The organism is Bosea vaviloviae, from assembly GCF_001741865.1.
Lineage (GTDB): Bacteria > Pseudomonadota > Alphaproteobacteria > Rhizobiales > Beijerinckiaceae > Allobosea > Allobosea vaviloviae.
Map to the genome: position 1 here is coordinate 4,647,003 of NZ_CP017147.1, position 21,633 is coordinate 4,668,635.

Below are 21,633 nucleotides of genomic sequence, written 5' to 3' on the forward strand. Positions count from 1 at the left end.
CTCGACCATGACGAACAACGTGGTGTCCATGGGTTCCAGGTTCTACCCTCCGGGCCGCCCCAGAATGACGACGTGGTTCCGAACCCAAACAACAGTTGCGCGCCGGACAGTGACCCGCCTCCGCGAATCCTGCTATCCCGCCCCAGCCGTCACAGCTCGGGATCCTCACCGCCATGCCGCAGGCCACACTCTCGATCGGGATCATCGGCGCTGGAATCATGGGCGAGCGCCTGCTGCGCGCGATCCTCGAACAGGCGCAGGGCAGCCTGCGGGTCAGCGGCATCTGGGACCCGGCGCCCGCCGCCATGGCACGCATCGCCGCCGCCTTCCCCACCGTTCCACAATTGGCCGATGCCGCCGCGATCATCGCCGCCAGCGACTGCGTCTACATCGCCTCGCCGCCGGCTTCGCATCTCGACCATGCCCGCGCCGCGCTGGCTGCGGGCAAAAGCGTCTTCGCGGAGAAGCCGCTTGCGGTCGATGTCACTGATGCGCGCGCCTTCGTCGCCAGCGCCGGCGAGCGGGGCGCGGTCAACTTCCCCTTCGCTTCCTCCCTCGCCGTTGCGACCCTGCAGGACTGGGTCGCGCAGGGCGAGATCGGCCAGGTCTCGCGCATCGAAATCGAGGTCGCCTTCGCGACCTGGCCGCGCTCCTGGCAGGCCGACGCCGCAGCCTGGCTCGACAAGCCGGCGCAGGGCGGTTTCACCCGCGAGGTGGTGTCGCATTTCCTGTTCCTCAGCCGCCGGCTGGTCGGCCCGCTGCATCGGCTTTCGGCCAGCGTGAGATTCCCGGAAGCCGGCAAGGCGGAGCGCGCGATCGAAGCCCGGCTTTTCGCCGGTGAGGTGCCGGTCGTGCTCAAGGGCGGCGTCGGCACAACCGCGAAAGACGATCACAACATCTGGATGCTGGAAGGCGACAAGGGCGCGGTCCGGCTCTGCGACTGGTCGATCGCTGAACGCCGCCTGCCCGATGGCAGCTGGCAGCACGCCCCCGGCGCGATGTCGAACGAGCAAGCCCGCCCGCTCGCCCTGAAGCGCCAGCTCGAAGGCGTGGTGCGCCTCACCCAGGGCCAGTCGCATCACCTGGCGACGCTGACCGAGGCGCTGAACGTCCAGGAGATCGTCGAGGGCATTTTGGCGAGCTAGGGCTTGAACCCATGGGTTCAAGCGGCCGGATGACGTCCGCTTGGCGCCCACTCCGGAATCAAGTCAGACGCTATACGAGGTTAGAAAAAGCCAGGGCCACGCCGGATCAGGAGCCTGTAGCTTTGGTTTCCATCGCGAACCGACCTCGGGCAAGCTAGAAGGATGGCCGAGCCCTCGGCAAATCGCGAGATCGCCATGTCGCTTGCCTTCATCCCCCCAGGCCTCCCGCCGAATGAAGCGATTCAGCGGATGCTGGTTCAGCGCGTCGACGAATTGCGTTTATCGCGCGGCATGATCATTGGCACCTCAGACGCGAGAGAACGGATTTTTGTCGCGCACGGGTACCGGGATGGCATCTCCAATGATCCCGTGAAGAGAGACACGATTTTCGAAATCGGATCGATTACGAAGCTGTTCACCGCCTTGCTTCTGGCCGACATGGCGCAGCGCGGCGAAGTCGGCCTCGATGAGCCCGTTGCCCACCTCCTGCCGAGTGAGGTGAGCGTTCCGACTCGCAACGGACGAGACATCACTCTTTGTGACCTCGCCACACACCGCTCTGGATTGCCAAAACGCCCGACCAATCTGCAACCTCGCGACCCTGACGACCCCTATGCTCACTACACAGCCAGCGAGCTTTATGAATTCCTGGGGGAACACGAGCTGTCGTCGACGCCTGGCGATGCCTATCGCTACTCCAATGTTGGCGCTGGATTGCTCGGACATGCCTTAGCCCGTCGTGCCGGCGCCCGGGACTACGAAACTCTGCTCCGGGACCGAATACTCGTTCCGCTTGCGATGAACGATACGGTCATTGGCCTACCGCCTCATCTGGAGCAACGGCTGGCAAGCCCCCACGATTCCAGCTTGGAGGCTATCCCGCTTTGGAACCTCAACGTTCTGGCGGGAGCTGGCGCTCTGCGCTCGACTGCCGTTGACATGCTCATCTTTGTTGAAGCGTTAGGCGATGCGCAATCACCAATCGGAAGCATGGTGTCACCCATCGTCACTCCGCGCGAACAGGGCGGGCTAGGGTTAGGAGCACCGCATCCCAATGGCGGCATAACTATCGCTCATTCCGGCCGCACGGGTGGGACCAGATCACACATAAGGTATATCCCTGAGTGGGAACGCGGGATCGTCGTGCTGAGCAATTCCAATGTCGATGCAGTCGTCGACCTCGGCGTTCACATACTCGATACGCGTTGTTCGCCACTCTGGTTCAGGAAGGAAGCCGCAGTAGACTCTGCTGTCTTCACCCGGCTGATCGGCCGATATCAGATAAGCCCTCGCCGAGTGCTCGAAGTTACAAACTCAGATGGCCGACTTTTTGTCCGTCATACTGGCGAAGCGATCCGGCTGTTTCCCTCATCGGAGTGGCAATATTTCTACAGGGCTATAAACGCACAGATCACTAACGCACAGATCACTTTTGAACCCGGCGACGACGGGCGAGCCGCACGTCTGATCCTCCACGAGAATGGCAGCGACCGGATTGCTGTTCGCGTAGCGTAGTCTTCGAGGGAAACCACCTAGCTCACGCTCTTAGCAAACCGGCGCTAGGTGATCGCCAGCTTCATCCGCTGCGCCACCGCCTCCAGCCTCTTGTCACGCGTCCATAATCGCGCATCCCCCATCAAGCGCGTCGCGGCGATGAGATGGGCGTCGACATGGCCGATCCCTATCCCGGCCAATCTCTCGCGCTCGATCAGCAGCAGAAGCTCGGCGTGCGTCGCGACCGCCGCCTGCGGCAAGCCCTGCAATGCGTCGATGACGACAGAGCGTTGACGCAACGTGCCGAGCGCGAGCTCGGCAGTCACGAACGGGTGGCCCAGGACCTGTCCGGCCTCGAGCAGGGCGCCGAGCTTCGCATCGGCCCGGCGGAAGTGATCGATCCAGACGGAGGTATCGACCAGGATCACGCGGCGTCGGGCCGCCGGCGCGGCGCGGCTTCAGCCGCCGTGTCCGATCCGCCAAGTCGCGCAAGCCGCCTAGCACTTTCACGCTCGATCAGCGCCGTCAGCGCCTCGCGCAGCAGCGCGCTGCGCTCACGCAGGCCCGTATAGGCTTGCGCCTTGGCGAGCAATTCATCGTCCAGCGCCACGGTCGTCCGCATCAGATGCTCTCCTTGCAGGCGTCAAGATTAGCATCAATCGATGCGCTTTTCCATGCCTGAGCGAAACGGCACCCAAGTCGGAAACATCCGACTTGGGTTGGCGAGGGTTCCCCGCGCCTGCTGGACTTCGGGCTGCGCAACCTTCTCCTCTCGCGGAGAAGGCAAGGCACCTTCCCCAACGCAAGCCCGAGATTGAGTCACCTCGGAAAGGTCGATACGGTCCCGCTCCCAAAGATCCGAACGGGAGAAACGGCGATGGCCTGGGCTCGACTGGCTGGTGTTGCGATGGCCCTGATGGCTTTGTCTGGCGCAGCCCATGCGGATGCGACGATCCCGACCAAGGACATCGCGGACGTGAAGGATAACCCCATGCTGAAGCGCTATGAGGGCTCCTTCATCGTCAGCGGCTCGAGTTCGGCCTTCACCGATTTCAAGGTTCCGCTCGCCAGGCTGGAGCAGACCGACAAGCGCGACGCAATGAACAATATCCTGTTCGTGCCCAAGCAGGAGCAGGAGGTCGAAGGCGCCTTCACCCGCCTGGTCTATGTCACGCCCGCCAATCGCTCGCCATTGGAGGTGCTGCGCAACTACCAGGACGAGGTCGAGGCGGCCGGCGGCTCGGTGCTGTTTGCCTGCAAGACCGAGGGCTGCGGCGGCGAGCACACCCGCTCGTCGAGCGGCGGCGGCGGCGAATCCAGCCTGATGATGTATTTCTTCCGCGAGGCGGACATCAAGGATGCGAGCTTCTCGAACGGCGCCTGCGCCGTCACTGGCACGATCAGCGACCAGCGCTTCTTTGCGGCCAAATTGCCGCGCCCCGGCGGCGAGGCCTATGTCACGGTCCAGACCTATCAGCTCGGCGACAATACCTATTGCACGGCGCTGACCGGCCGCACGGTCGCTGTGGTCCATATCGTCGAGCCAAGATCGCGCGAGAAGAAGATGACCGAGGTGAAGGCGCAGGAGATGGCGCGCTCCCTGGGCTCGACCGGCAAGATTGCGCTCTACGGCATCCTGTTCGACACCAACAAGACCGAGATCAAGCCGGAATCGGCCGCGACCCTGCAGGAGATCGCCGCGTTGATGAAGTCGGATGCGAGGCTCGCCGTCATCGTCGTCGGCCACACCGACAATCAGGGCGGCTACGACTACAATGTCGATCTCTCGCGTCGTCGCGCCGACGCCGTGATCAAGGCGCTCGCCGCAGACTACAAGCTCGACGCCAAGCGCTTCCGCGCGGCGGGCGTCGGCATGGTCGCTCCCGTCGCCAGCAATGACGCCGAAGAGGGCCGCAGCCAGAACCGCCGCGTCGAGCTGGTGAAGCTGAACTGAGGTCCGGAGCGTTTTCGAGCGAAGTGGATACCGGTTCGCGTGAAGAAACCGCGTTGCTACAATGAGCTACAGCAATGTCCGATCGAGTTGGATCGGACATTGCTGTAGCCTTGCGCCGCAAGGCAGCCCCTCGCGCAGAGCATGGAACGACGCCTGCACACCACGCGTTCCAGCGTGGGGCGTGGTTTCGCGGAGGTTCATGCCATGGTCATCGCCGGTCTCGTCGCAATCTCACTGTCCTCCGGCATGGTGCTGCCGGTCGCCGACAGGCCGCCCCGCTTCAGCATCGAACAGGCCTGCCGCCATGCCGGAGAGCCCGTCACCGGCGTCGGCCGCCCCAACCAGGCTTGCCGCGACGACGAGAGCAAGGCGGCAGTCGATTTGCAGCAGCAATGGGCGAAATATCCGCCGGTGCAGCGCGCCACCTGCGTCGAGGGCGCGGGGCTGGGCGGCCCGCCGAGCTATGTCCAGGTGCTGACCTGCCTGGAGATGGCCGCGCATAAGTGAGTTCGGCCGCCCGTCACGGGGTTGCCCGTCCCTGGTGCAGGATCGCCGCCCTCAGCAGCAGATAGAGCACGCTGGCATTGAGCAGATGCCAGAGCCAGTGCGTGCCCATGCTCCAGCCGCCGCAGAGTGCTCCGTCCAGTGTGCGAAAGGCCAGCGATAGGGCAAACACCAACCCCGCCAAGCCGACCAATCGCGCCGTATCCCGGCCGCCCGGCCGGCGCAGCAAGGCGCCGGCAACGCCAATGAGCCCCAGCAGGAAGGCAGCATAGCCGGCCGAGCCACGCGCCGGCTGCGGCAGCAACCAGCCGATCCCGCTGGCGAGCAGCAGCGCGAAGCCGAAGAAGGCGAGCGTCCCCAGCACTGCAGCCTGCCAGGGCAAGCCGAAGAAGCGCATCAGCGCCAGGCCGAAATAGGAGAAGGCGAAGAGCTGGATCGGCACGACATCGGCAGCCAGCGTCCAGCCCTGCGGCATGGTGTGGTAGAGGAAGGAGCCGATGCCGATCGCAAAGACCAGCGCGATGAGCGCCAGCGTTGGCCGGTCCAGCCCGCTGCTGCGCCGCCAGAGCTGAAAGGCCGCGACAGCCGCCAGCAGGAAGGCTCCGTTCGTCAGAGCATTCCAGGGCTCGGCCCAGAACGCGCCGCTCAACCGCTCGCAATAGCCGTAGCTCAGCACCGTTCGATTCCCCTGAAGGTCCTCTTGCCTCCCGAACGCCCCTCTTGCCAGTGCTCCACGACATTGGTGTTGCGCGCCCCGCGATGGGCTGGCAGCAAGCCTCTCCCGTGGCCGCCTTGCACGGGTCCGATCACGCCGGATTTGGCGAGCATCATGAGGAAACCTTAAACCAAAGCCGACAAATCCACTGCACGCCCAAACGGAGTTTTAGATAGTCGGCGGCATGGTCGCGCCCATGCACGCCCCGGGACCGGTCATCGACGCCGCCGCAACAGCTGCGCCGACACCGGCGCAGGCTGGCCTCTATGCCGAGCAGCGGAGGAAGGGTTTTGGGCGCCTGCGCTTCTCACCCTCCTTGGAGCGCGAATACCGCCAGCATATGCGCCAGGATCAGCGCATCAGCGCGCTGATCTGCTCGGCGACCGCGCTCGCGATCTGGCTCGCCTTCATGGCGCTCGATCTCTGGCGGCTCGACCTGCACCGCGAGCTCGCCGAGCGGCATTACGATGTCTGGATCACAGTCACCCTGCGCCTGGTCGTGCTGACGATCCTGCTGCTGCTGATCCAGCGTCTGGCGAGCCGGGGCCGCAATGAGGGCAAGCCTCCATCGCCCAGTTATCCCTGGCTGTCGTTCCTGGCTCTGGTCCTGATCGGCACATCCAGTGCCATCAGCGCCAATGTCATGAAGCTGCGGGACCTCGCCCATGCCGACATGGCGCAGTTCGTCATCATCATCGCGGTCTTCCTGCCGGTTGGGATGACCTTCCGCCAAAGCCTCGGCGCTGCGACGCTGATCGCCGTGGCGACCGCCCTGCTCGGCGGCGTGATGCTCGATCCCAGCCATATGCGCGAACATATCCGGCTCTCGACCCTGGTGTTCTTCGCCGTTTTCGTCGGCGCCGTCGGGGCCTATCTGCGCGAATATGCTCAGCGCGACCAGTTCCTGCTGCGCCGCCTGCTGCATCACTACGCCATGTTCGACGCGCTGACCGGCATCGGCAATCGCCGCTTCTTCGAGCAGCACGCCGCGACCGCCCTGCTGCAGGCGCAGCGCGAGGGCGCGGGCGTGGTGCTCGCCATCCTCGATGTCGATCACTTCAAGAAGTTCAACGACCGCTACGGCCATCAGACCGGAGATCTTGCGCTCAGCCTGGTCGCGCGCAGCCTCAGGACCGGCCTGCGCCGGCCGATGGACCTCGCCGCCCGGCTCGGCGGAGAGGAATTCGGCCTGCTGCTCTACGGAACCGGGCCGGAGCAGGCCCAGGTCCTGCTCGACAGCATCGTCGCCGCCATCGTCGAGCTTGCCATTCCCCATGATTCCTCGGCGACGGCGCCGCATCTCACCGTCAGCATCGGCGCGGCCTGTTTCGACGGGCACGAGACGCTGCAAAGCCTCTACCGGCGCGCCGACGCGGTTTTGTACGAGAGCAAGACCGGCGGCCGGAACCGGGCGGGGTTGGATTGGCCAAGATCAGTGGTTGCCCTGGCCAGCCGCAGACCGCAAACTCGGCGCCGCAATTGAATCAAGGGATCGGGCAATGCCGCGCCAGACGCTGACGATGCTGGGCCTGCTGGGCTTTGGCCTCATGGCCGCCTCCACGGCTCCCGCCCGCGCCGAGACCTGCGACGACCTCTGGTATGCCCGCAACGAGATCTACAAGGCGCAGGGCTATTGCTTCCGCACCGCGCGCGGCATCAGCGCCTTCGGCAATGCCGGCTGCCAATACGACGCCGTCGAGGATGTGCCGCTCTCCAACAGCCAGCGCCGCACCATCGCCGATATCGCCCGCGAAGAGCGGGCCCGGCGCTGCCCGCGTTGAGCGATCCATGAACGACCTTTGCTGTGGAAGGCGTGCTGCGGCGCAGCGAGCCTGGCGCTGCGCTGTGCTAAAGGCACCGGTCCGACAGGCACATCAAGGCGACGCAACCACGGCATGACGACGGCCATCGACATGGGGACCGCCCGGAGCGGCGAGCCCGCCTTGCTCGATCTCGCCGAATTGCTGGCGACGCGTCTGCTTGTCCAGGGCAATTCCGGTTCGGGCAAATCGCATCTGCTGCGCCGTCTCCTCGAGCAGAGCGCGCCGCTCGTGCAGCAGGCGGTGATCGACCCCGAGGGCGATTTCGTCTCGCTCGCCGATCAGTTCGGTCATGTCGTGGTCGATGCGCAATGTGGCGAGGCCGAGCTCCAGCGCGTCGCGCTCAGGGTCCGGCAGCATCGCGTCTCGGTGGTGCTGAACCTGGAGAATCTCGAGGCCGACGAGCAGTTGCGCGCGGTCGCCGCCTTCCTCGGTGGCCTGTTCGACGTCGACCGCAGCCTCTGGTTCCCGATGCTGATCGTCGTCGACGAGGCGCAGCTCTTCGCACCGGTGATGGCGGGCGAGGCCTCCGACGAAGCGCGCCGGCTCTCGCTCGGCGCCATGACCAACCTGATGTGCCGGGGCCGCAAGCGCGGGTTGGCCGGCGTCATCGCCACCCAGCGCCTCGCAAAACTCGCCAAGAACGTCGCAGCGGAAGCCTCGAATTTCCTGATGGGCCGCACCTTCCTCGACATCGACATGGCCCGCGCCGCCGACCTCCTCGGCATGGACCGCAAGCAGGCCGAAATGTTCCGCGATCTCGAACGCGGCCAGTTCGTCGCGCTCGGCCCCGCATTGTCGAAGCGCCCGCTGCCGCTGCGGATCGGACCGGCGACCTCGCTCGATCGCGGCGGCGCGCCCGGGCTGATGCCATTGCCGGAACAGGCGCCCGAGGAAGCGGGAAAGCTGATCTTCACCGCCGGCGCCGACGAAATGCCGGTGACGAACTGGCCACCGCGCCCGGCGCCGCGGCCGCGCCCGCCCGCCACCGACGTGCTGCGCCAGATCGAGACCTATAGGCCCTCGCCCGCACCTGAGCCCGAACCGGACATTCCGATGGAGCCGGAAGAGCGCGAGGCGATCATGGCCGAGATCCTGCGTGAATTGATGGTCGATCCCGAAACACGCACGCGCCAGATCGCGGTGCTCTACCAGGATTTCACCGTGCGCTGCCGCATGCGTCGGCTCGGCCGCCAGAGCCTGAGCCTCGACGAGTTCCGCCGCCGGCTCGCCGTGGCGCGCGCCGGCGCGAGCGAGGAGGTCACCGCCTCGGAGCCCTGGCGAGCCGCGATCGAGGCTTCCGCCGCGCTGCCCGACGATCTCCAGAGCCTGTTCCTGTTCATCGCCCGGGCCGGCATCGAGCGCACGCCCTGCCCCACCGATGCCGAGCTTGCCGCCGTCTATGGCAGCCATTCGCCGAGCCGGGCGCGCCGCCTGATCGGCTATATCGAGGAGCGTGGGCTCCTCGTCTGCCATGTCGATTTTCGCGGCCAGCGTACGCTGGCCCTGCCGACGCTCGGGCTGGAAACCGCGCCTGGCCTCGCCCAACCGAGGGCAGCCGGGCTGCCGCGCACAGTGCGGAGCTAGCAGGCTGTTTAAAAGTAGCAACAACCAACTTAGCATGGGTCAGCCCGCGGAAATTTCTTTCAAGCGCAGGTAATCCAAAGTCGATTGGGCTTCCACTTTCGCCGCTACGGCTTACAATCTGGTCCACCCGCCAAGAGTTTGGCTGAATTTGCACCGGAATTTATTTAATGGAACAGAAAATCAAAGCTCTTGCGGCCGAAGATGCGTCAGGCGTTGAAAAGCAGAGGAACTGGGTGCGCGATCACTACGACTCAGAATCTCTCCATCTCTATGAGACATTAGAGGGAAAACTTGGTCTTATCGATACAATCCTGAAGGAGAAATGGATCGAGCCGAACGAGACTTGGAAACTACAAAGCCTAGGCATCACCTTTGGAGATGCTTTGGCTCAGAAAATGGGCCTCGATTGGGTAGCAGTCGAAGATGAGTATGGTTGCGACCCCGCGCTGCATGATAGAGGCACAACTATTGTGATGTTCCCGCTGACCACAATCTCGAAAAGAGTTGAACGCGGCGAGGTTGTCGACGTCCACGAGCTTTTCGAAAACGCGTGCCAGACGATAGGCCGTCTCAGAGCTGAACTCCCGAAGCCCAATCTCACCCACTGAAGACATTTTCAACAACCTGCTAGAGCACACCGTTTACGCTGCGAACCTCGTTATATTCGGAACCACCTCGTTATCCTGGGCGACCACCGGGTCCGGCTTTCAGCCGGCCCGATGGCAGGCTCCGGTCGTCCCAGGATCCATCGCAGGGAACCGCGCTCTACGATCGATCCCGGAGCTGTGCCGCGGAGCCTGTCCTTGGGCTGGCCCAAGGCCGGACCCGAGGGCGGCTTGTCCGGGATGACGCGGTGTTTCCGTGCCAAGACAATCGACTACAGAGACATCTGAGGAGCGGGCCCGAGACACCGGGCTTTCCAAGCCCTTCAGCTCTCAATGCGCCTTGCCGACCGGGGGCATCGTCATCCTGTCGACCCAGGCGATGCCGATCGCCGACAGGATGAAGACGGTGTGGATCGCCGTCTGCAGGATGACGCCGGTCGCGGTATAGCTCGTCGCGGTCGCGCTGCCGATATTGCCGGCTTCGATGAAGGTGCGCAGCAGATGGATCGACGAGATGCCGATGATCGCCATGGCGAGCTTGATCTTGAGCACGCTGGCATTGACGTGGCTCAGCCATTCCGGCTGATCGGGATGGTCTTGCAGGCCCAGACGCGAGACGAAGGTCTCGTAGCCGCCGACGATGACCATGATCAGCAGGTTCGAGATCATCACCACGTCGATCAGGCCCAGCACCACCAGCATGATCTGCTGCTCGCCGAACTCGGTCGCATGGGTGACGAGGTGCCAGAGCTCCTTCAGGAACAGGAAGACGTAGACGCACTGCGCCACGATCAAACCGAGATAGAGCGGCAGCTGCAGCCAGCGCGAACTGAAGATGATCGTTGGCAAGAGCTTCACGGCCACAGGGACGCGCGGGGGTTCGCCAGAATGCGACATGAAGGAGTTTCCAGGCTTTCTCGAACGGATGTTGCAATGCAGAAGGTTGCCGCCGCTAGATGGTACAAGAGCATCGGTCGTGCAAGCCGCGCTCGCCGGGGGACGGCAAAAGTTCCCGCAAGCAGCCCGATGGATGAAATTTGGACATCCTTGCGATCGGTGCTTCCATGACGACACGGCAATGACTAAGTTTAGCGACAATCGGGGGAACAAATGACGTTCCTCTCGCGTTGGAGAGGAAAGGAGTTTTCTCATGATCAAGACCTTGACCATCGCGGCCGCGCTCGTTGGAGGCGCCCTCATCGCCGCCCCGGCCTCCGCCGCCCCGCTCAGCGCAACGGCAGGCTCGGCCCTGGCGCTTGCCGATAGCGGCAAGGGTCTCGTCGAGACCGTGCAGTATCGCCGCTATGGCGGTTACCGCGGCGGATATCGTGGCGGGCGCTATGGCTATCGCGGTGGACGTGGCGGGGCCATCGGCGCCGGCATCGCGGCGGGCGCCATCGGCGCGCTGGCCGCCGGCGCCCTGCTCGCACCCGGTCCGGTCTATGCCGAGCCGGCTCCGATTTATGGCGGCCCGGTCTATGCAGCACCGGTCTATGGCGCTGCGGGTCCCGACGCGATCGCCTATTGCTCGCGCCGTTTCCGCAGCTACGACCCAGAGACCGGCACCTATATTGGCTCGGGCGGCGTCGTCCGCTCCTGCCCCTGATAGCGCTTGCCCCTGACATCGCCTGACGGGCGAATACGACAACCTCCGCGCAGCAATACGCGGAGGTTTTTCATGTCTGGAGCTAGAGCATCGGCCCGAAAAGTGGAGTCCGGTTTTCGGGAGAAGCCGATGCAAAATCAAAAAGCTACAGCATCGGACCGAATACGATATTCGGTCCGATGCTGTAGCCAGGCCATTTGCGCCGTCAGACTGAACGGGCTTGCCAGTTGAACAGACTTGCCCCTTGAACAGACTTGCCCGTTGAACAGACTTGCCAGCGCGGCGTGCCTGCCGCTTATCCTCACGTTCTTCTGAGTCGGAGTTTGGTTCGTGCGCATCGCCACCTGGAACGTCAATTCGGTCCGCCAGCGGCTGGGCCATCTGCTCGACTTCCTGAAGGAGGCGCAGCCCGATGCGCTGTGTCTGCAGGAAATCAAATGCTTCGACGCCGACTTCCCGCGCGCCGAGATCGAGGAAGCCGGCTGGCAGGTCGAGACCCATGGCCAGAAGACCTTCAACGGCGTTGCCATCATCAGCCGTAGCAAGCTCGAGGATGTCCGACGCGGCCTGCCGGGCGACGAGGCCGACGAGCAGGCGCGCTATCTCGAAGGCGTCCTGCCCATGGGCAGCGGCGTGGTGCGCCTGGCTACCATCTACCTGCCCAACGGCAACCCGCCCAACACCGAGAAATACCCCTACAAGCTCGCCTGGATGAGGCGACTCACCGCCCATGCCCAAATGCTGCTGCTGCAGGAGGAGCCTCTGGTCCTCGCCGGCGACTACAACGTCATTCCCGAGCCGCGCGACGCTCGCGAGCCGGCTGCCTGGGTCAATGACGCGCTCTTCCTGCCGCCGACGCGCACCGCGTTTCGCGGCCTGGTCAATCTCGGCCTGACCGAGGCGCTGCGCGCGACCACGGATGCGCCGGGCCTCTACACCTTCTGGGACTATCAGGCCGGCGCTTGGCAGCGGAACAACGGTATCCGCATCGACCACCTCCTGCTCTCGCCGCAGGCGGCCGACCGGCTCGCGAACGTGCAGATCGCCAAGCATGTCCGCGGCTGGGAGAAGCCGTCCGACCATGTGCCGGTGATGCTGGAATTGAACTGAGCGACGAGGCTCGACGCGCTCTTCCCTTCGCCGCTGCCGCGACGCGGTCTTCCTTTTCCCGGATGGGAGAAGCAAGGTGGCGCGGAGCGCCGGATGAGGGTGCGCCCTTTCAGTAGAAGGCGCTGCGGCACAGTTGCGCTCAGCAATCAGCGGCACACCCTCATCCCTGCCCTTCTCCCATCCGGGAGAAGGGTTCCCCGCGCCTACTTCATCTGATGCAGCCTTGAAGACTATTCCGCCGAGCCCCGCTTCACGCCGCCCTTGATGAACACCCGAAACGGCGTCGTACCGGTCGCTGCGCCATCAAGCGAGCGCCAGCTGCCGTTGGTGCAGAGCACGCCGCCTTGTGTCTCCACCGCCTCAAAGGTGATCGCATTGCGATAGACCGTGCCATTGAGCTCGATTGCCCGGAAATTCGTGGTGCATTTGCCGTTCGCGACGACCGGATCGTAGTCGTGGATCATGATGCCGCCGCCACCCGTGCTCGGGAACGGATTTTTGAGCGGAGCCCAGCGCTCGAAATCATCCTGCGCGGCAACGCCGGCGGCCATGAGCATGATGGCGATGAGGCTGAAGGGCACGGCATGACGCATGGCGCAGGCTCCCTGTGGGTCTGCTCCAATTACGCCGGGATCGTCATGTCGGATGCAGTAGCGCTCAGCGCTGCGGCGCGCTGCGGCCGGCGAATTGCTGGCGCTCGACCATGGCGAGCGCCGCGCTGCGGTCCCCCGGCGAGGCGGCGGCGAAAGCAGTCTCGCAGCGCTCGATGATCCAGGCCTCGCGTGCCGCATCGGCGCTGTCGCGCGCCAGCGAGAGCCACATCAAACCCACCACCGGCGCACGCGGCACGCCGTCGCCGCCACGGATCAGCATGTCGCCGAAAACGGCGCGGGCCGGGGCGTGGCCCTTCTCGGCGGCGAGCTTCATCCAGCGCGCAGCCTGGCGCGCATCGCGATTGGTGCCCTGCCCGTTCATGTAGAGCCGGGCGAGGTTGTACTGGCCTTCCGGGTCGCCGAAATAGGAGGCGGCGTAGTGGAACATGTCGAAGGCGCGGTCGGCATTGGGCTTCACATAGCTGCCCTTGATGCCGTCGACGAAATAGCCGCCGAGCGCCACAAAAGCGCCGCTGACGATGCGACCATCGGCCGTGCCGGGGATAGCGTCGGCGTTCTCGTCCGCGATCTTCGAGAAGTACTCGAACGCCTTGAGATCATTGGCCGGCACGCCGTCGCCGCCGGCATACATCCGGCCGAGCTTGAACTGCGCCGTGAGATGGCCCTGGGCGGCGGCGTATTCGAGCGCGCGCACGGCGCCGACCTGGTCGCCGGCGGTCGAGTCGCGCATCCAGGCCCGGATCGCGTCACGGGCGTTGCTGAAAGGGGCGATCGGCAGGGCCGTATGCGCGGCCGGGCCGCTCGGCGCGGGTGCGATCGGCCGCACGCTGGGCGCAGGCGGTGCGGGCGGAGCAAGATCGGGCTCGGGCAGCATCACGCCCGGAATCGGACGCGGCGGAATCGGCCCGCGCATCGGCGCGAGGTCCTGCGCCCAGGCGGCCTGTTGGCCGCCCAGGATCAGGAACAATGCTGCAAATGTCGCGTCAAATATCCGCATAGCAATGGGTCTCGGCCGCCCCTCCCGGGTGGGTGACGGCCCCACCCTTCGCAGAGCCGACCGTCTGGGCGTATTTCCACAGCGCGCCCGATGCGTAGTCGGTCTTGCGCGGTGTCCAAGCCTTACGACGCGACTCAAGTTCGGCATCAGAAAGGCGGCAAGCGAGCTTTCCTGTGACTGCGTCGAGCTCGATGATATCGCCGTCGCGGATGAGCGCGATCGGGCCGCCGACAGCCGCCTCCGGACCGACATGGCCGACGCAGAAACCGCGCGTCGCGCCCGAGAAACGGCCATCCGTGATCAGCGCGACCTTGTCGCCCATGCCCTGGCCGTAGAGCGCCGCCGTGGTCGCCAGCATCTCGCGCATGCCGGGGCCGCCCTTGGGCCCTTCATAGCGGATGACCAGCACGTCGCCGACCTTGTAGTCACGGTTGGTGACGGCGGCGAAGGCGTCTTCCTCGCGGTCGAAGCAGCGCGCCGGGCCGGTGAAGGTCAATTGCTCGGTCGTCATGCCGGCGATCTTCACGATCGCGCCCTCGGGAGCGAGATTGCCCTGCAGGCCGACAACGCCGCCATTGGGCGAAAGCGGCTTGTTCGCGGCGCGCACGACGTCCTGCTCGTCGTTCCATTTCACCGAGGCGAGATTCTCGGCGATCGTGCGGCCAGTCACGGTCATGCAGTCGCCATGCAGATAGCCATGGTCGAGCAGGGTCTTCATCAGGAGCGGGATGCCGCCGACCTCGAACATGTCCTTGGCGACGTATTTTCCGCCGGGCTTCAGATCGGCGATATAGGGCGTCTTCTTGAAGATCTCGGCCACGGCGAAGAGATCGAAATCGATGCCGCATTCATGCGCGATCGCTGGCAGGTGGAGCGCGCCATTGGTCGAGCCGCCCGAGGCCGCGACGACGGTCGCGGCGTTCTCCAGCGCCTTGCGGGTGACGATGTCGCGCGGGCGGATGTTGCGGGCGATCAGCTCCATCACCATCTCGCCGGCAGTGTAGCAGAAGCTGTCGCGCATGTCGTAGGGCGCCGGTGCGCCGCAGGAATAGGGCAGCGCCAGGCCGATCGCTTCGGCGACGGTCGCCATGGTGTTGGCGGTGAACTGCGCGCCGCAGGAACCCGAGGACGGACAGGCGACCTCCTCCAGCTCCTTCAGGTCCTCGTCGGACATCGCACCAACGGAATGCTTGCCGACGGCCTCGAACACGTCCTGCACCGTGACCGGCTTGCCTTTGAAGACGCCGGGCATGATCGAGCCGCCATAAATGAAGATCGAGGGCACGTTCAGGCGCACCATCGCCATCATCATGCCCGGCAGCGACTTGTCGCAGCCGGCGAGGCCGACGAGCGCGTCATAGCAATGGCCGCGCATGGTCAGCTCGACCGAGTCGGCGATGCATTCGCGCGAGGCGAGCGAGGACTTCATGCCCTGGTGGCCCATGGCGATGCCGTCGGTGACGCTGATGGTGCAGAACTCGCGCGGCGTGCCATTGGCCGAGGCGACGCCCTTCTTGACAGCCTGAGCCTGGCGCATCAGCGAGATGTTGCAGGGCGCGGCCTCGTTCCAGCAGGAGGCGACGCCGACGAAAGGCTGGGCAATCTGGCGGGCGGTCATGCCCATGGCGTAGTAATACGAGCGATGCGGCGCGCGAGCCGGCCCGACACTGACGTGGCGGCTGGGAAGTTTCGATTTATCGAACACACGCACGTCCATGGTCTTTTTTTCCTCGTTCCACCCTGCGCTTTAGGCGCGTGGCAGATGTGCCACGCAGCCCGAGCCGGGCGCAACGTTACCCTGCCTGCGTACCGTGAGCGCGGAAGCCTCTCCCGGCCGTGCAGATCGCACTTTAATTCTTCTATATCTCAGTGACTTATCGGAGACCTCTGCTGGGCGCGCTTTGTGGCGGCTTCACGGCAATTGGGCCAGTCCGAGGCCGTCGTCACGCGATGCGGGAGCAGTGTTGCAGCGACGCCACAAATTCACGGCCAACTCGCGAAGGCGGGAACCTTTTGCGCTGTCGCGTTTCATGCCTGGCGGGCCAGCCCCGCCGCCTCAGAGCACCAGCGGCAGGACGAAGAAGCCACCGACCACGACAACGAGCAGTCCGATCGCCACCAGCGGCAGATGCTTCTCGATGAAGATGCGGATGTCGTCGCCATAGAAGCGCAGCGCCAGCGCGATCATCATGAAGAAGGTGACGCGCGAGACCACCATGCCGATGGTGAACTTCCAGATGTCGAAATGCAGGAAGCCCGACATGATCGTGACGATCTTGAACGGGATCGGCGTCAGCCCCTTGGTGACCAGCACCCAGAACCAGTAGTCCTGCGAAGTCGAGATCAACTGGGCGGCCTTGTCCTGCAGGCCGTAGATGCCGATCAGCCAGGAACCGACCGAATCGTAGAGCAGCGCGCCGATGGCGTAGCCGAGATAGCCGCCCAGCACCGCGCCGAGCGAACAGACGCCGGCATAGAACCAGGCGCGGTCGGGCCTGGCGATGCACATCGGCAGCAAGAGCGGGATCGGCGGCAACGGGCTGACGGAACTTTCGACGAAAGTCAGCGCGAAGAGGAGCCAGGGGGCGGCAGGGTGGGACGCATAGGAAACGCACCAATCATAGGCTCGTTTGAGCATGGCGTAAGAGCAACCGGTCCTGGGTTAATGACGGCATCGAGCGCATGGCGGGCTTGCGCCCGGCGCGCATCTAAGCCTGTCCGCGGAAGATTGCCAGAGTTGTCTTACGGTAACGTCAATTTGAAGACGGCTTCATGACCGCGCAGCGGCGGCTGTCGCTCTCACGCCGGCTTCAGCCCGGGCTTTCCCGCCTCGACAACGAAGCTCGCCGCCGTCGTGACGGGCGCCTCAGCAGTCGTCACCTTGTCGAGCACACGGTAATCGGCCTGCCAGCGCTCATTCGTGACGGAATGACGCATATAGCCGCGCTGATTGTTGAAATAGCGCAGATGCGGATTCTTCCTGAGCCGGGTCTCGCCGCTGCGGGTCATCGCCGCGCCATCGCCGCCCGAGCTGATCGAAGTCGCGACGAATTCGACGCCGACCGCTTTCGAAGCCGGATCGTCGAAATTCGCCTTCAGCTCACCGGCCCAGTTCTGATGGATGTCGCCGGTCAGCACCACGGCATTGGCGATACGGGCCTCGCTCAGGCTGTCGAACACACGCTGGCGGGCCGCGACCGCGCCATCCCATTTGTCCATGTGGACGCTTGAAGCGCCGGGATCGGCCTCGCGATCGAGACGCATCATCATGACCTGCTGCGCCAGCACGTTCCAGCGGGCGCGGGAGGCTCGCAAACCTTCATCCAGCCAGGCCTCCTGCGCAGCGCCCAGCATCGTGTTCTCGGGCCTCCGTGCATCCGCGCAATGGCTCTGCCAGCCATCGCCACAGGGCTGGTCGGAGCGGAACTGGCGGGTGTCGAGCACCTCGATCTGGGCGAGGTCGCCATAGCGGAAGCGGCGATAAGCCTGGATGTTGGGCCCATTGGGAATGGCCGAGCGGCGCAGCGGCATGTGCTCATACCAGGCCTGGAAGGCGGCGGCACGGCGCAAGGCGAAGAGCTCGGGCGGCACACCCTGCTCCTCGGAGACGAGGCCGGCCCAATTATTGTCGACCTCATGGTCGTCGAAGGAGACGAGCCAGGGCGCCGAGGCATGCGCCGCCTGGAGGTCGGCGTCGAGCTTGTAGAGCGCATAGCGGCGGCGGTAGTCGCCGAGCGCGTAGATCTCATCGGGCTCGCCGGGCATCATGCGCGCTACGGGCAACTGGCGGTCGCCCGGGCGGATGGTCCGATATTCGTAGATGTAGTCGCCGTAGTGGAAAATAAAATCGAAGCGCTCCGCCGCGGCATGGCGGAAGGCGGTGAAGAAGCCGTCCTCGTAGCGCTGGCAGCCGAGCACGCCGAAATCCAGGCGCGCCACGGCAGAGCCCGCAGGAGGAAAGGTCCGGCCGCGTCCGACCGCGCTTCGCACCCCGCCACAGCTGAAGCGGTAGAAATAAGCTCTGTCCGGCGCGAGCCCCGCGACCTCGACATGGACGGCATGGCCGAGTTCCGGCCGCGCCAGGCCTGTGCCGTGCTGAATGACCTGTGCGAAGGCCTCGTCGGCGGCGACCTCCCAGGCCACCTCGACGGCGCGCATCGGCATGCCGCCATGCTCAGTCAATGGCTCGGGGGCAAGCCTGGTCCAGATCACGAAGCCGTCCGCCGCGGGATCGCCCGAGGCGATGCCGAGCGAAAACGGATCGGCCTTGAAGACAGGGTTGGTCCAGAGGCGCTGCGCAAGCGCCGGCCCGCTCGCCAGCAACAGGCCCGACGCCGCCAACCCCTTCAGCAGCAGCCGGCGCGAGGGCGTGCCAGCGGCCGTGACGAAGTCGTCCGGGTCGAGCCGACCGAAGGAATCGAGACGAAACATGGCTGTCTCCGGGGGATCGCTCCGGAGACTACCCGCCCCTTCGCGGCAAGCCTATGACAGCCGCGTCAGCGCCTCGGCGATCTTGAGTTTGCGTGCTTGCGCCACGGCCTTGCGCTCCAAATTCTCCTCGACAACCTCCTCGGGCGCGCGGGCCATGAAGTCGGGATTGCCGAGCTTCTTGTCGACCACCGCGATGTCCTGGTCGAGCTTGGCCATCTCCTTGGTCAGGCGCACCCGCTCGACATCGAGATCGATGATGCCGGCAAGCGGCAGCGCCGCGACCTCGCCGCGCACGATGATCTGCGCCGATTGCGCCGGCGCGGTCTCCGCGAAGGCGATCTCGGAAACGCGCGCCAAGCGCTCGATCATCGGCCGCCAGCTCTCGATCGTCGCCCGCGTCGCGGCCGAGGCCTTGACCAGGACGAGCGGCGCCTGCGTGCCCGCCGGCACATTGACCTCCGAGCGCACCGAGCGGATGTCCGAGATCAGATCGACGACGAAGCCGATCTCGGCCTCGGCCGCCGCATCGCGCAGCGCCGCGAGATCGGGCCAATGCGTCAGGCAGACCAGGGCGTCATCGCCCGAAGTAAGCTTGCGCGGAGCGCCCTCGCCCGCCTTCTGCGCCCAGAGCTCCTCGGTGAGGAAGGGCATGAAGGGGTGCAGCAGCTGGCAGATCAGGTCGATGACATGCGCGACCGTCGCTTGCGTCTCGGCCTTCTCGGCGGGATCGACGCCCTCGCCCTGCAGCACGGGCTTGGCGAGCTCGAGATACCAGTCACAGAACTGGCCCCAGGTGAAGCGATAGGCCGCGGCCGCCGCCTCGTTGAACTTGAAGCTCGGAATGCCGGCGGCGATCTCATCGGCGGCACGCGCCGCCTCGCTCAGGATCCAGCGATTGAGCGGCTGCTTCACCTTGGCCGGGTCGAAACCGTCCGCTCGGGCGCAGCCATTCAATTCGGCGAAGCGCGCCGCGTTCCAGATCTTCGTCGCGAAGTTGCGGTAGCCTTCGACGCGCGCGGTCGAGAGCTTGATGTCGCGCCCCTGAGCCGCCATCGCGGCCAAGGTGAAGCGCAAGGCATCGGCGCCGTATTGATCGACGATCGTCAGCGGGTCGATGACGTTGCCCTTCGACTTCGACATCTTCGCGCCCTTCTCGTCGCGAACGATGGCGTGGATATAGACGTCCTTGAACGGCACCTCGTCCATGAAGTTGAGGCCCATCATCATCATCCGGGCGACCCAGAAGAAGATGATGTCGAAGGCGGTGACGAGCGTCGCGGTCGGGTAATAGCGCTTGAGCTCGGCGGTATCCTCGGGCCAACCCAGGGTCGAGAACGGCCACAGCGCCGAGGAGAACCAGGTGTCGAGCACGTCCTCGTCGCGGATGAGCTCGACCGTGCCGCCGTAATGGCCGAGCGCCAGCGCTTGCGCCTCGACCTCCGATTCCGCCACGAACACCTCGCCATCGGGCCCGTACCAGACCGGGATCTGATGGCCCCACCAGAGCTGGCGCGAGACGCACCAGGGCTCGATATTCTCCAGCCAGTCGTAATAGACCTTGGTCCAGCTTTCCGGCGTGAACTTGGTGCGACCGTCGCGAACCGCCTTCAGCGAGCGCTGCGCCAATGGCTTGACGTCGACATACCACTGGTCGGTCAGCCAGGGCTCGATCACGACATCCGAGCGGTCGCCATGCGGCACGGTGTGGCCATGCGGCTCGACCTTGGCGAGGAAGCCGCGCTCGGCCATCAGTACGACGACGCGCTTGCGCGCGGCAAAGCGATCGAGGCCGTGCAGCGCCAGCGTCTCGCTCGCCGGCACTGAGCCGGCAAGGAAATCGGCATTGTCGGCAAGCAGGACCCGGGCCTCGCCATCGAGGATGTTGACGACGTCGAGCTTATGGCGCTTGCCGACCTCGAAATCGTTGAAGTCATGCGCCGGGGTGATCTTGACTGCGCCCGTGCCCTTCTCCGGATCGGCATAGTCGTCACCGAAGATCGGGATGATGCGCCCAACCAGCGGCAGCACCACATTCCTACCGATCAGATGGCCGAGCTTTTCGTTCTCGGGGTGCACCGCGACGCCAGTATCGCCCAGCATGGTCTCGGGCCGCGTCGTCGCCACCGTGATGAAGGTCGAGGCGTCGTCGGCATCATAGGCGACGCCTTCAAGCGGGTAGTTGAAATAGTAGAGATGCCCGCCCGGATCGCGGTTCAGCACCTTCTCAAGCTTGGCGGAATCGAAGGCCTCCTCCCCGCCCCGCTCCCATTTGAACGAGCCGGATTTCTCGACCTGGACGACCTCGAGATCGGAGATCGCGGTCTGGAACTTCGGATCCCAGTTCACCAGGCGCTTGGCGCGATAGATCAGCCCCTGCTTGTGCAAGGCGACGAAGACCTTGAGCACGGCCTGGCTCAGGCCCTCATCCATGGTGAAGCGTTCGCGCGACCAGTCGCAGGAGGCGCCCAGGCGCTTCAGCTGGTTGACGATCGTGCCGCCGGATTCGGCTTTCCAGGCCCAGACCTCCTTCAGGAAGTCCTCGCGGCTCATGTCGCGGCGGGAGATGTTGCGCTCGGCCGACAGCTTGCGCTCGACCACCATCTGCGTGGCGATGCCGGCATGGTCGGTGCCCGGCTGCCAGAGCACGTCCTTGCCGCGCATGCGCTCGAAGCGGCAGAGCGCATCCTGCAGCGTGTTGTTGAGCGCATGGCCCATATGCAAGGAGCCGGTGACGTTGGGCGGCGGAATCACGATGCAATAGGGTTCGGCGCCCGGCGCAGCCCCACGCCCGGCCTTGAAGGCGTCGGCCTTCTCCCATGCCGCGCTGACGCGCGCCTCGACGGTCGCCGGCTCGAATGTCTTGTCCATCATCGCTTCGCTCGAACGCAAAAAGGCCGGGGAGCACGCCCCGGCCGTGAAAATCAAAGGCCAAAAAGGTCGGAGGACTTAAGAGCCCAAGCAAGGCCTGCGCGTCAAGCAAGGCCTATGTGTCCAACAAGGCCTGCGCGTCCAACAAGGCCTGCGCATCGACCTCCTCGATCGATCACGATG

At 65.0% G+C, this 21,633-nt stretch carries 20 protein-coding genes; 10 read left to right on the forward strand and 10 right to left on the reverse strand.

All coding sequences use genetic code 11. The features are described from left to right. The first annotated feature begins 173 nt into the window (after positions 1-173). Positions 174-1,145, forward strand: coding sequence for a Gfo/Idh/MocA family protein (locus BHK69_RS21325; RefSeq protein ID WP_069691852.1), 972 nt, complete (start codon positions 174-176; stop codon positions 1,143-1,145). Positions 1,146-1,307: 162 nt separating this feature from the next. Next, positions 1,308-2,660, forward strand: coding sequence for a serine hydrolase (locus tag BHK69_RS21330; RefSeq protein ID WP_069691853.1), 1,353 nt, complete (start codon positions 1,308-1,310; stop codon positions 2,658-2,660). Between the two features lie 44 nt (positions 2,661-2,704). On the opposite strand, the gene BHK69_RS21335 is transcribed toward BHK69_RS21330, so the two are convergent. Together BHK69_RS21335 and BHK69_RS21340 are read right to left on the reverse strand one after the other, a co-directional pair. Beyond that, positions 2,705-3,067, reverse strand: coding sequence for a type II toxin-antitoxin system VapC family toxin (locus BHK69_RS21335; protein WP_069691854.1), 363 nt, complete (start codon positions 3,065-3,067; stop codon positions 2,705-2,707). Then, a complete protein-coding gene (locus BHK69_RS21340) occupies positions 3,064-3,261 on the reverse strand; it encodes a type II toxin-antitoxin system VapB family antitoxin (RefSeq protein WP_069691855.1) in 198 nt (65 codons plus the stop codon). The genes BHK69_RS21335 and BHK69_RS21340 overlap by 4 nt, the downstream gene beginning before the upstream one ends. Before the next feature lie 255 nt (positions 3,262-3,516). Between BHK69_RS21340 and BHK69_RS21345 the strand changes: the two genes are divergently transcribed. After that, complete coding sequence (locus tag BHK69_RS21345) at positions 3,517-4,593, forward strand: OmpA family protein (RefSeq protein ID WP_069691856.1); 1,077 nt, start codon at positions 3,517-3,519, stop codon at positions 4,591-4,593. Between the two features lie 141 nt (positions 4,594-4,734). Beyond that, on the forward strand, positions 4,735-5,100 hold the full coding sequence (locus BHK69_RS21350; RefSeq protein ID WP_148663530.1) for a hypothetical protein: 366 nt from the start codon (positions 4,735-4,737) through the stop codon (positions 5,098-5,100). A 13-nt stretch (positions 5,101-5,113) separates the two neighbouring features. Here BHK69_RS21350 and BHK69_RS21355 read toward each other — a convergent pair whose 3' ends face one another. Then, on the reverse strand, positions 5,114-5,773 hold the full coding sequence (locus BHK69_RS21355; protein ID WP_069691858.1) for a ceramidase domain-containing protein: 660 nt from the start codon (positions 5,771-5,773) through the stop codon (positions 5,114-5,116). 223 nt (positions 5,774-5,996) lie between these two features. On the opposite strand from BHK69_RS21355, the gene BHK69_RS21360 reads away from it, so the two are divergent. From BHK69_RS21360 to BHK69_RS21375, 4 genes are all read left to right on the forward strand, one after another. Continuing rightward, complete coding sequence (locus tag BHK69_RS21360) at positions 5,997-7,295, forward strand: GGDEF domain-containing protein (RefSeq protein ID WP_069691859.1); 1,299 nt, start codon at positions 5,997-5,999, stop codon at positions 7,293-7,295. A gap of 16 nt (positions 7,296-7,311) precedes the next feature. Continuing rightward, complete coding sequence (locus BHK69_RS21365) at positions 7,312-7,593, forward strand: YARHG domain-containing protein (protein ID WP_425285525.1); 282 nt, start codon at positions 7,312-7,314, stop codon at positions 7,591-7,593. Positions 7,594-7,707: 114 nt separating this feature from the next. After that, the gene (locus BHK69_RS21370; protein WP_069691860.1) at positions 7,708-9,219 is read left to right on the forward strand and encodes a helicase HerA domain-containing protein; all 1,512 of its coding nucleotides are present in this window, start codon (positions 7,708-7,710) and stop codon (positions 9,217-9,219) included. 167 nt (positions 9,220-9,386) lie between these two features. Continuing rightward, on the forward strand, positions 9,387-9,827 hold the full coding sequence (locus tag BHK69_RS21375; RefSeq protein ID WP_069691861.1) for a DUF3806 domain-containing protein: 441 nt from the start codon (positions 9,387-9,389) through the stop codon (positions 9,825-9,827). A 327-nt stretch (positions 9,828-10,154) separates the two neighbouring features. Here the strand turns inward: BHK69_RS21375 and BHK69_RS21380 are convergent, their stop codons facing one another. Next, a complete protein-coding gene (locus BHK69_RS21380; protein WP_069691862.1) occupies positions 10,155-10,721 on the reverse strand; it encodes a TIGR00645 family protein in 567 nt (188 codons plus the stop codon). A gap of 253 nt (positions 10,722-10,974) precedes the next feature. Between BHK69_RS21380 and BHK69_RS21385 the strand changes: the two genes are divergently transcribed. Further along, positions 10,975-11,430: a BA14K family protein gene (locus BHK69_RS21385; RefSeq protein WP_069691863.1), complete on the forward strand. Its 456-nt coding sequence runs from the start codon at positions 10,975-10,977 to the stop codon at positions 11,428-11,430. Positions 11,431-11,760: 330 nt separating this feature from the next. Further along, positions 11,761-12,540 carry an exodeoxyribonuclease III gene (gene xth / locus BHK69_RS21390; protein ID WP_069691864.1) on the forward strand — a complete coding sequence of 260 codons (780 nt, stop codon included), beginning with the start codon at positions 11,761-11,763 and terminating at the stop codon, positions 12,538-12,540. Between the two features lie 230 nt (positions 12,541-12,770). On the opposite strand, the gene BHK69_RS21395 is transcribed toward xth, so the two are convergent. The 6 genes from BHK69_RS21395 to BHK69_RS21420 all read right to left on the reverse strand — a co-directional run bounded on the left by BHK69_RS21395 (position 12,771) and on the right by BHK69_RS21420 (position 21,453). Then, positions 12,771-13,133 (reverse strand): hypothetical protein, encoded by a 363-nt coding sequence (locus BHK69_RS21395; protein WP_069691865.1) that lies wholly within the window; start codon positions 13,131-13,133, stop codon positions 12,771-12,773. A 64-nt stretch (positions 13,134-13,197) separates the two neighbouring features. Next, a complete protein-coding gene (locus BHK69_RS21400) occupies positions 13,198-14,151 on the reverse strand; it encodes a tetratricopeptide repeat protein (RefSeq protein ID WP_244548268.1) in 954 nt (317 codons plus the stop codon). Further along, positions 14,138-15,868, reverse strand: a complete 1,731-nt coding sequence (gene ilvD / locus BHK69_RS21405; protein ID WP_069691866.1) for a dihydroxy-acid dehydratase — start codon at positions 15,866-15,868, stop codon at positions 14,138-14,140. The genes BHK69_RS21400 and ilvD overlap by 14 nt, the downstream gene beginning before the upstream one ends. 339 nt (positions 15,869-16,207) lie before the next feature. Beyond that, complete coding sequence (locus BHK69_RS21410; RefSeq protein WP_069691867.1) at positions 16,208-16,789, reverse strand: YqaA family protein; 582 nt, start codon at positions 16,787-16,789, stop codon at positions 16,208-16,210. A gap of 161 nt (positions 16,790-16,950) precedes the next feature. Further along, positions 16,951-18,582 (reverse strand): alkaline phosphatase D family protein, encoded by a 1,632-nt coding sequence (locus BHK69_RS21415; protein WP_083269597.1) that lies wholly within the window; start codon positions 18,580-18,582, stop codon positions 16,951-16,953. Between the two features lie 51 nt (positions 18,583-18,633). Then, complete coding sequence (locus tag BHK69_RS21420) at positions 18,634-21,453, reverse strand: valine--tRNA ligase (protein ID WP_069691868.1); 2,820 nt, start codon at positions 21,451-21,453, stop codon at positions 18,634-18,636. Between the last annotated feature and the right edge of the window lie 180 nt (positions 21,454-21,633).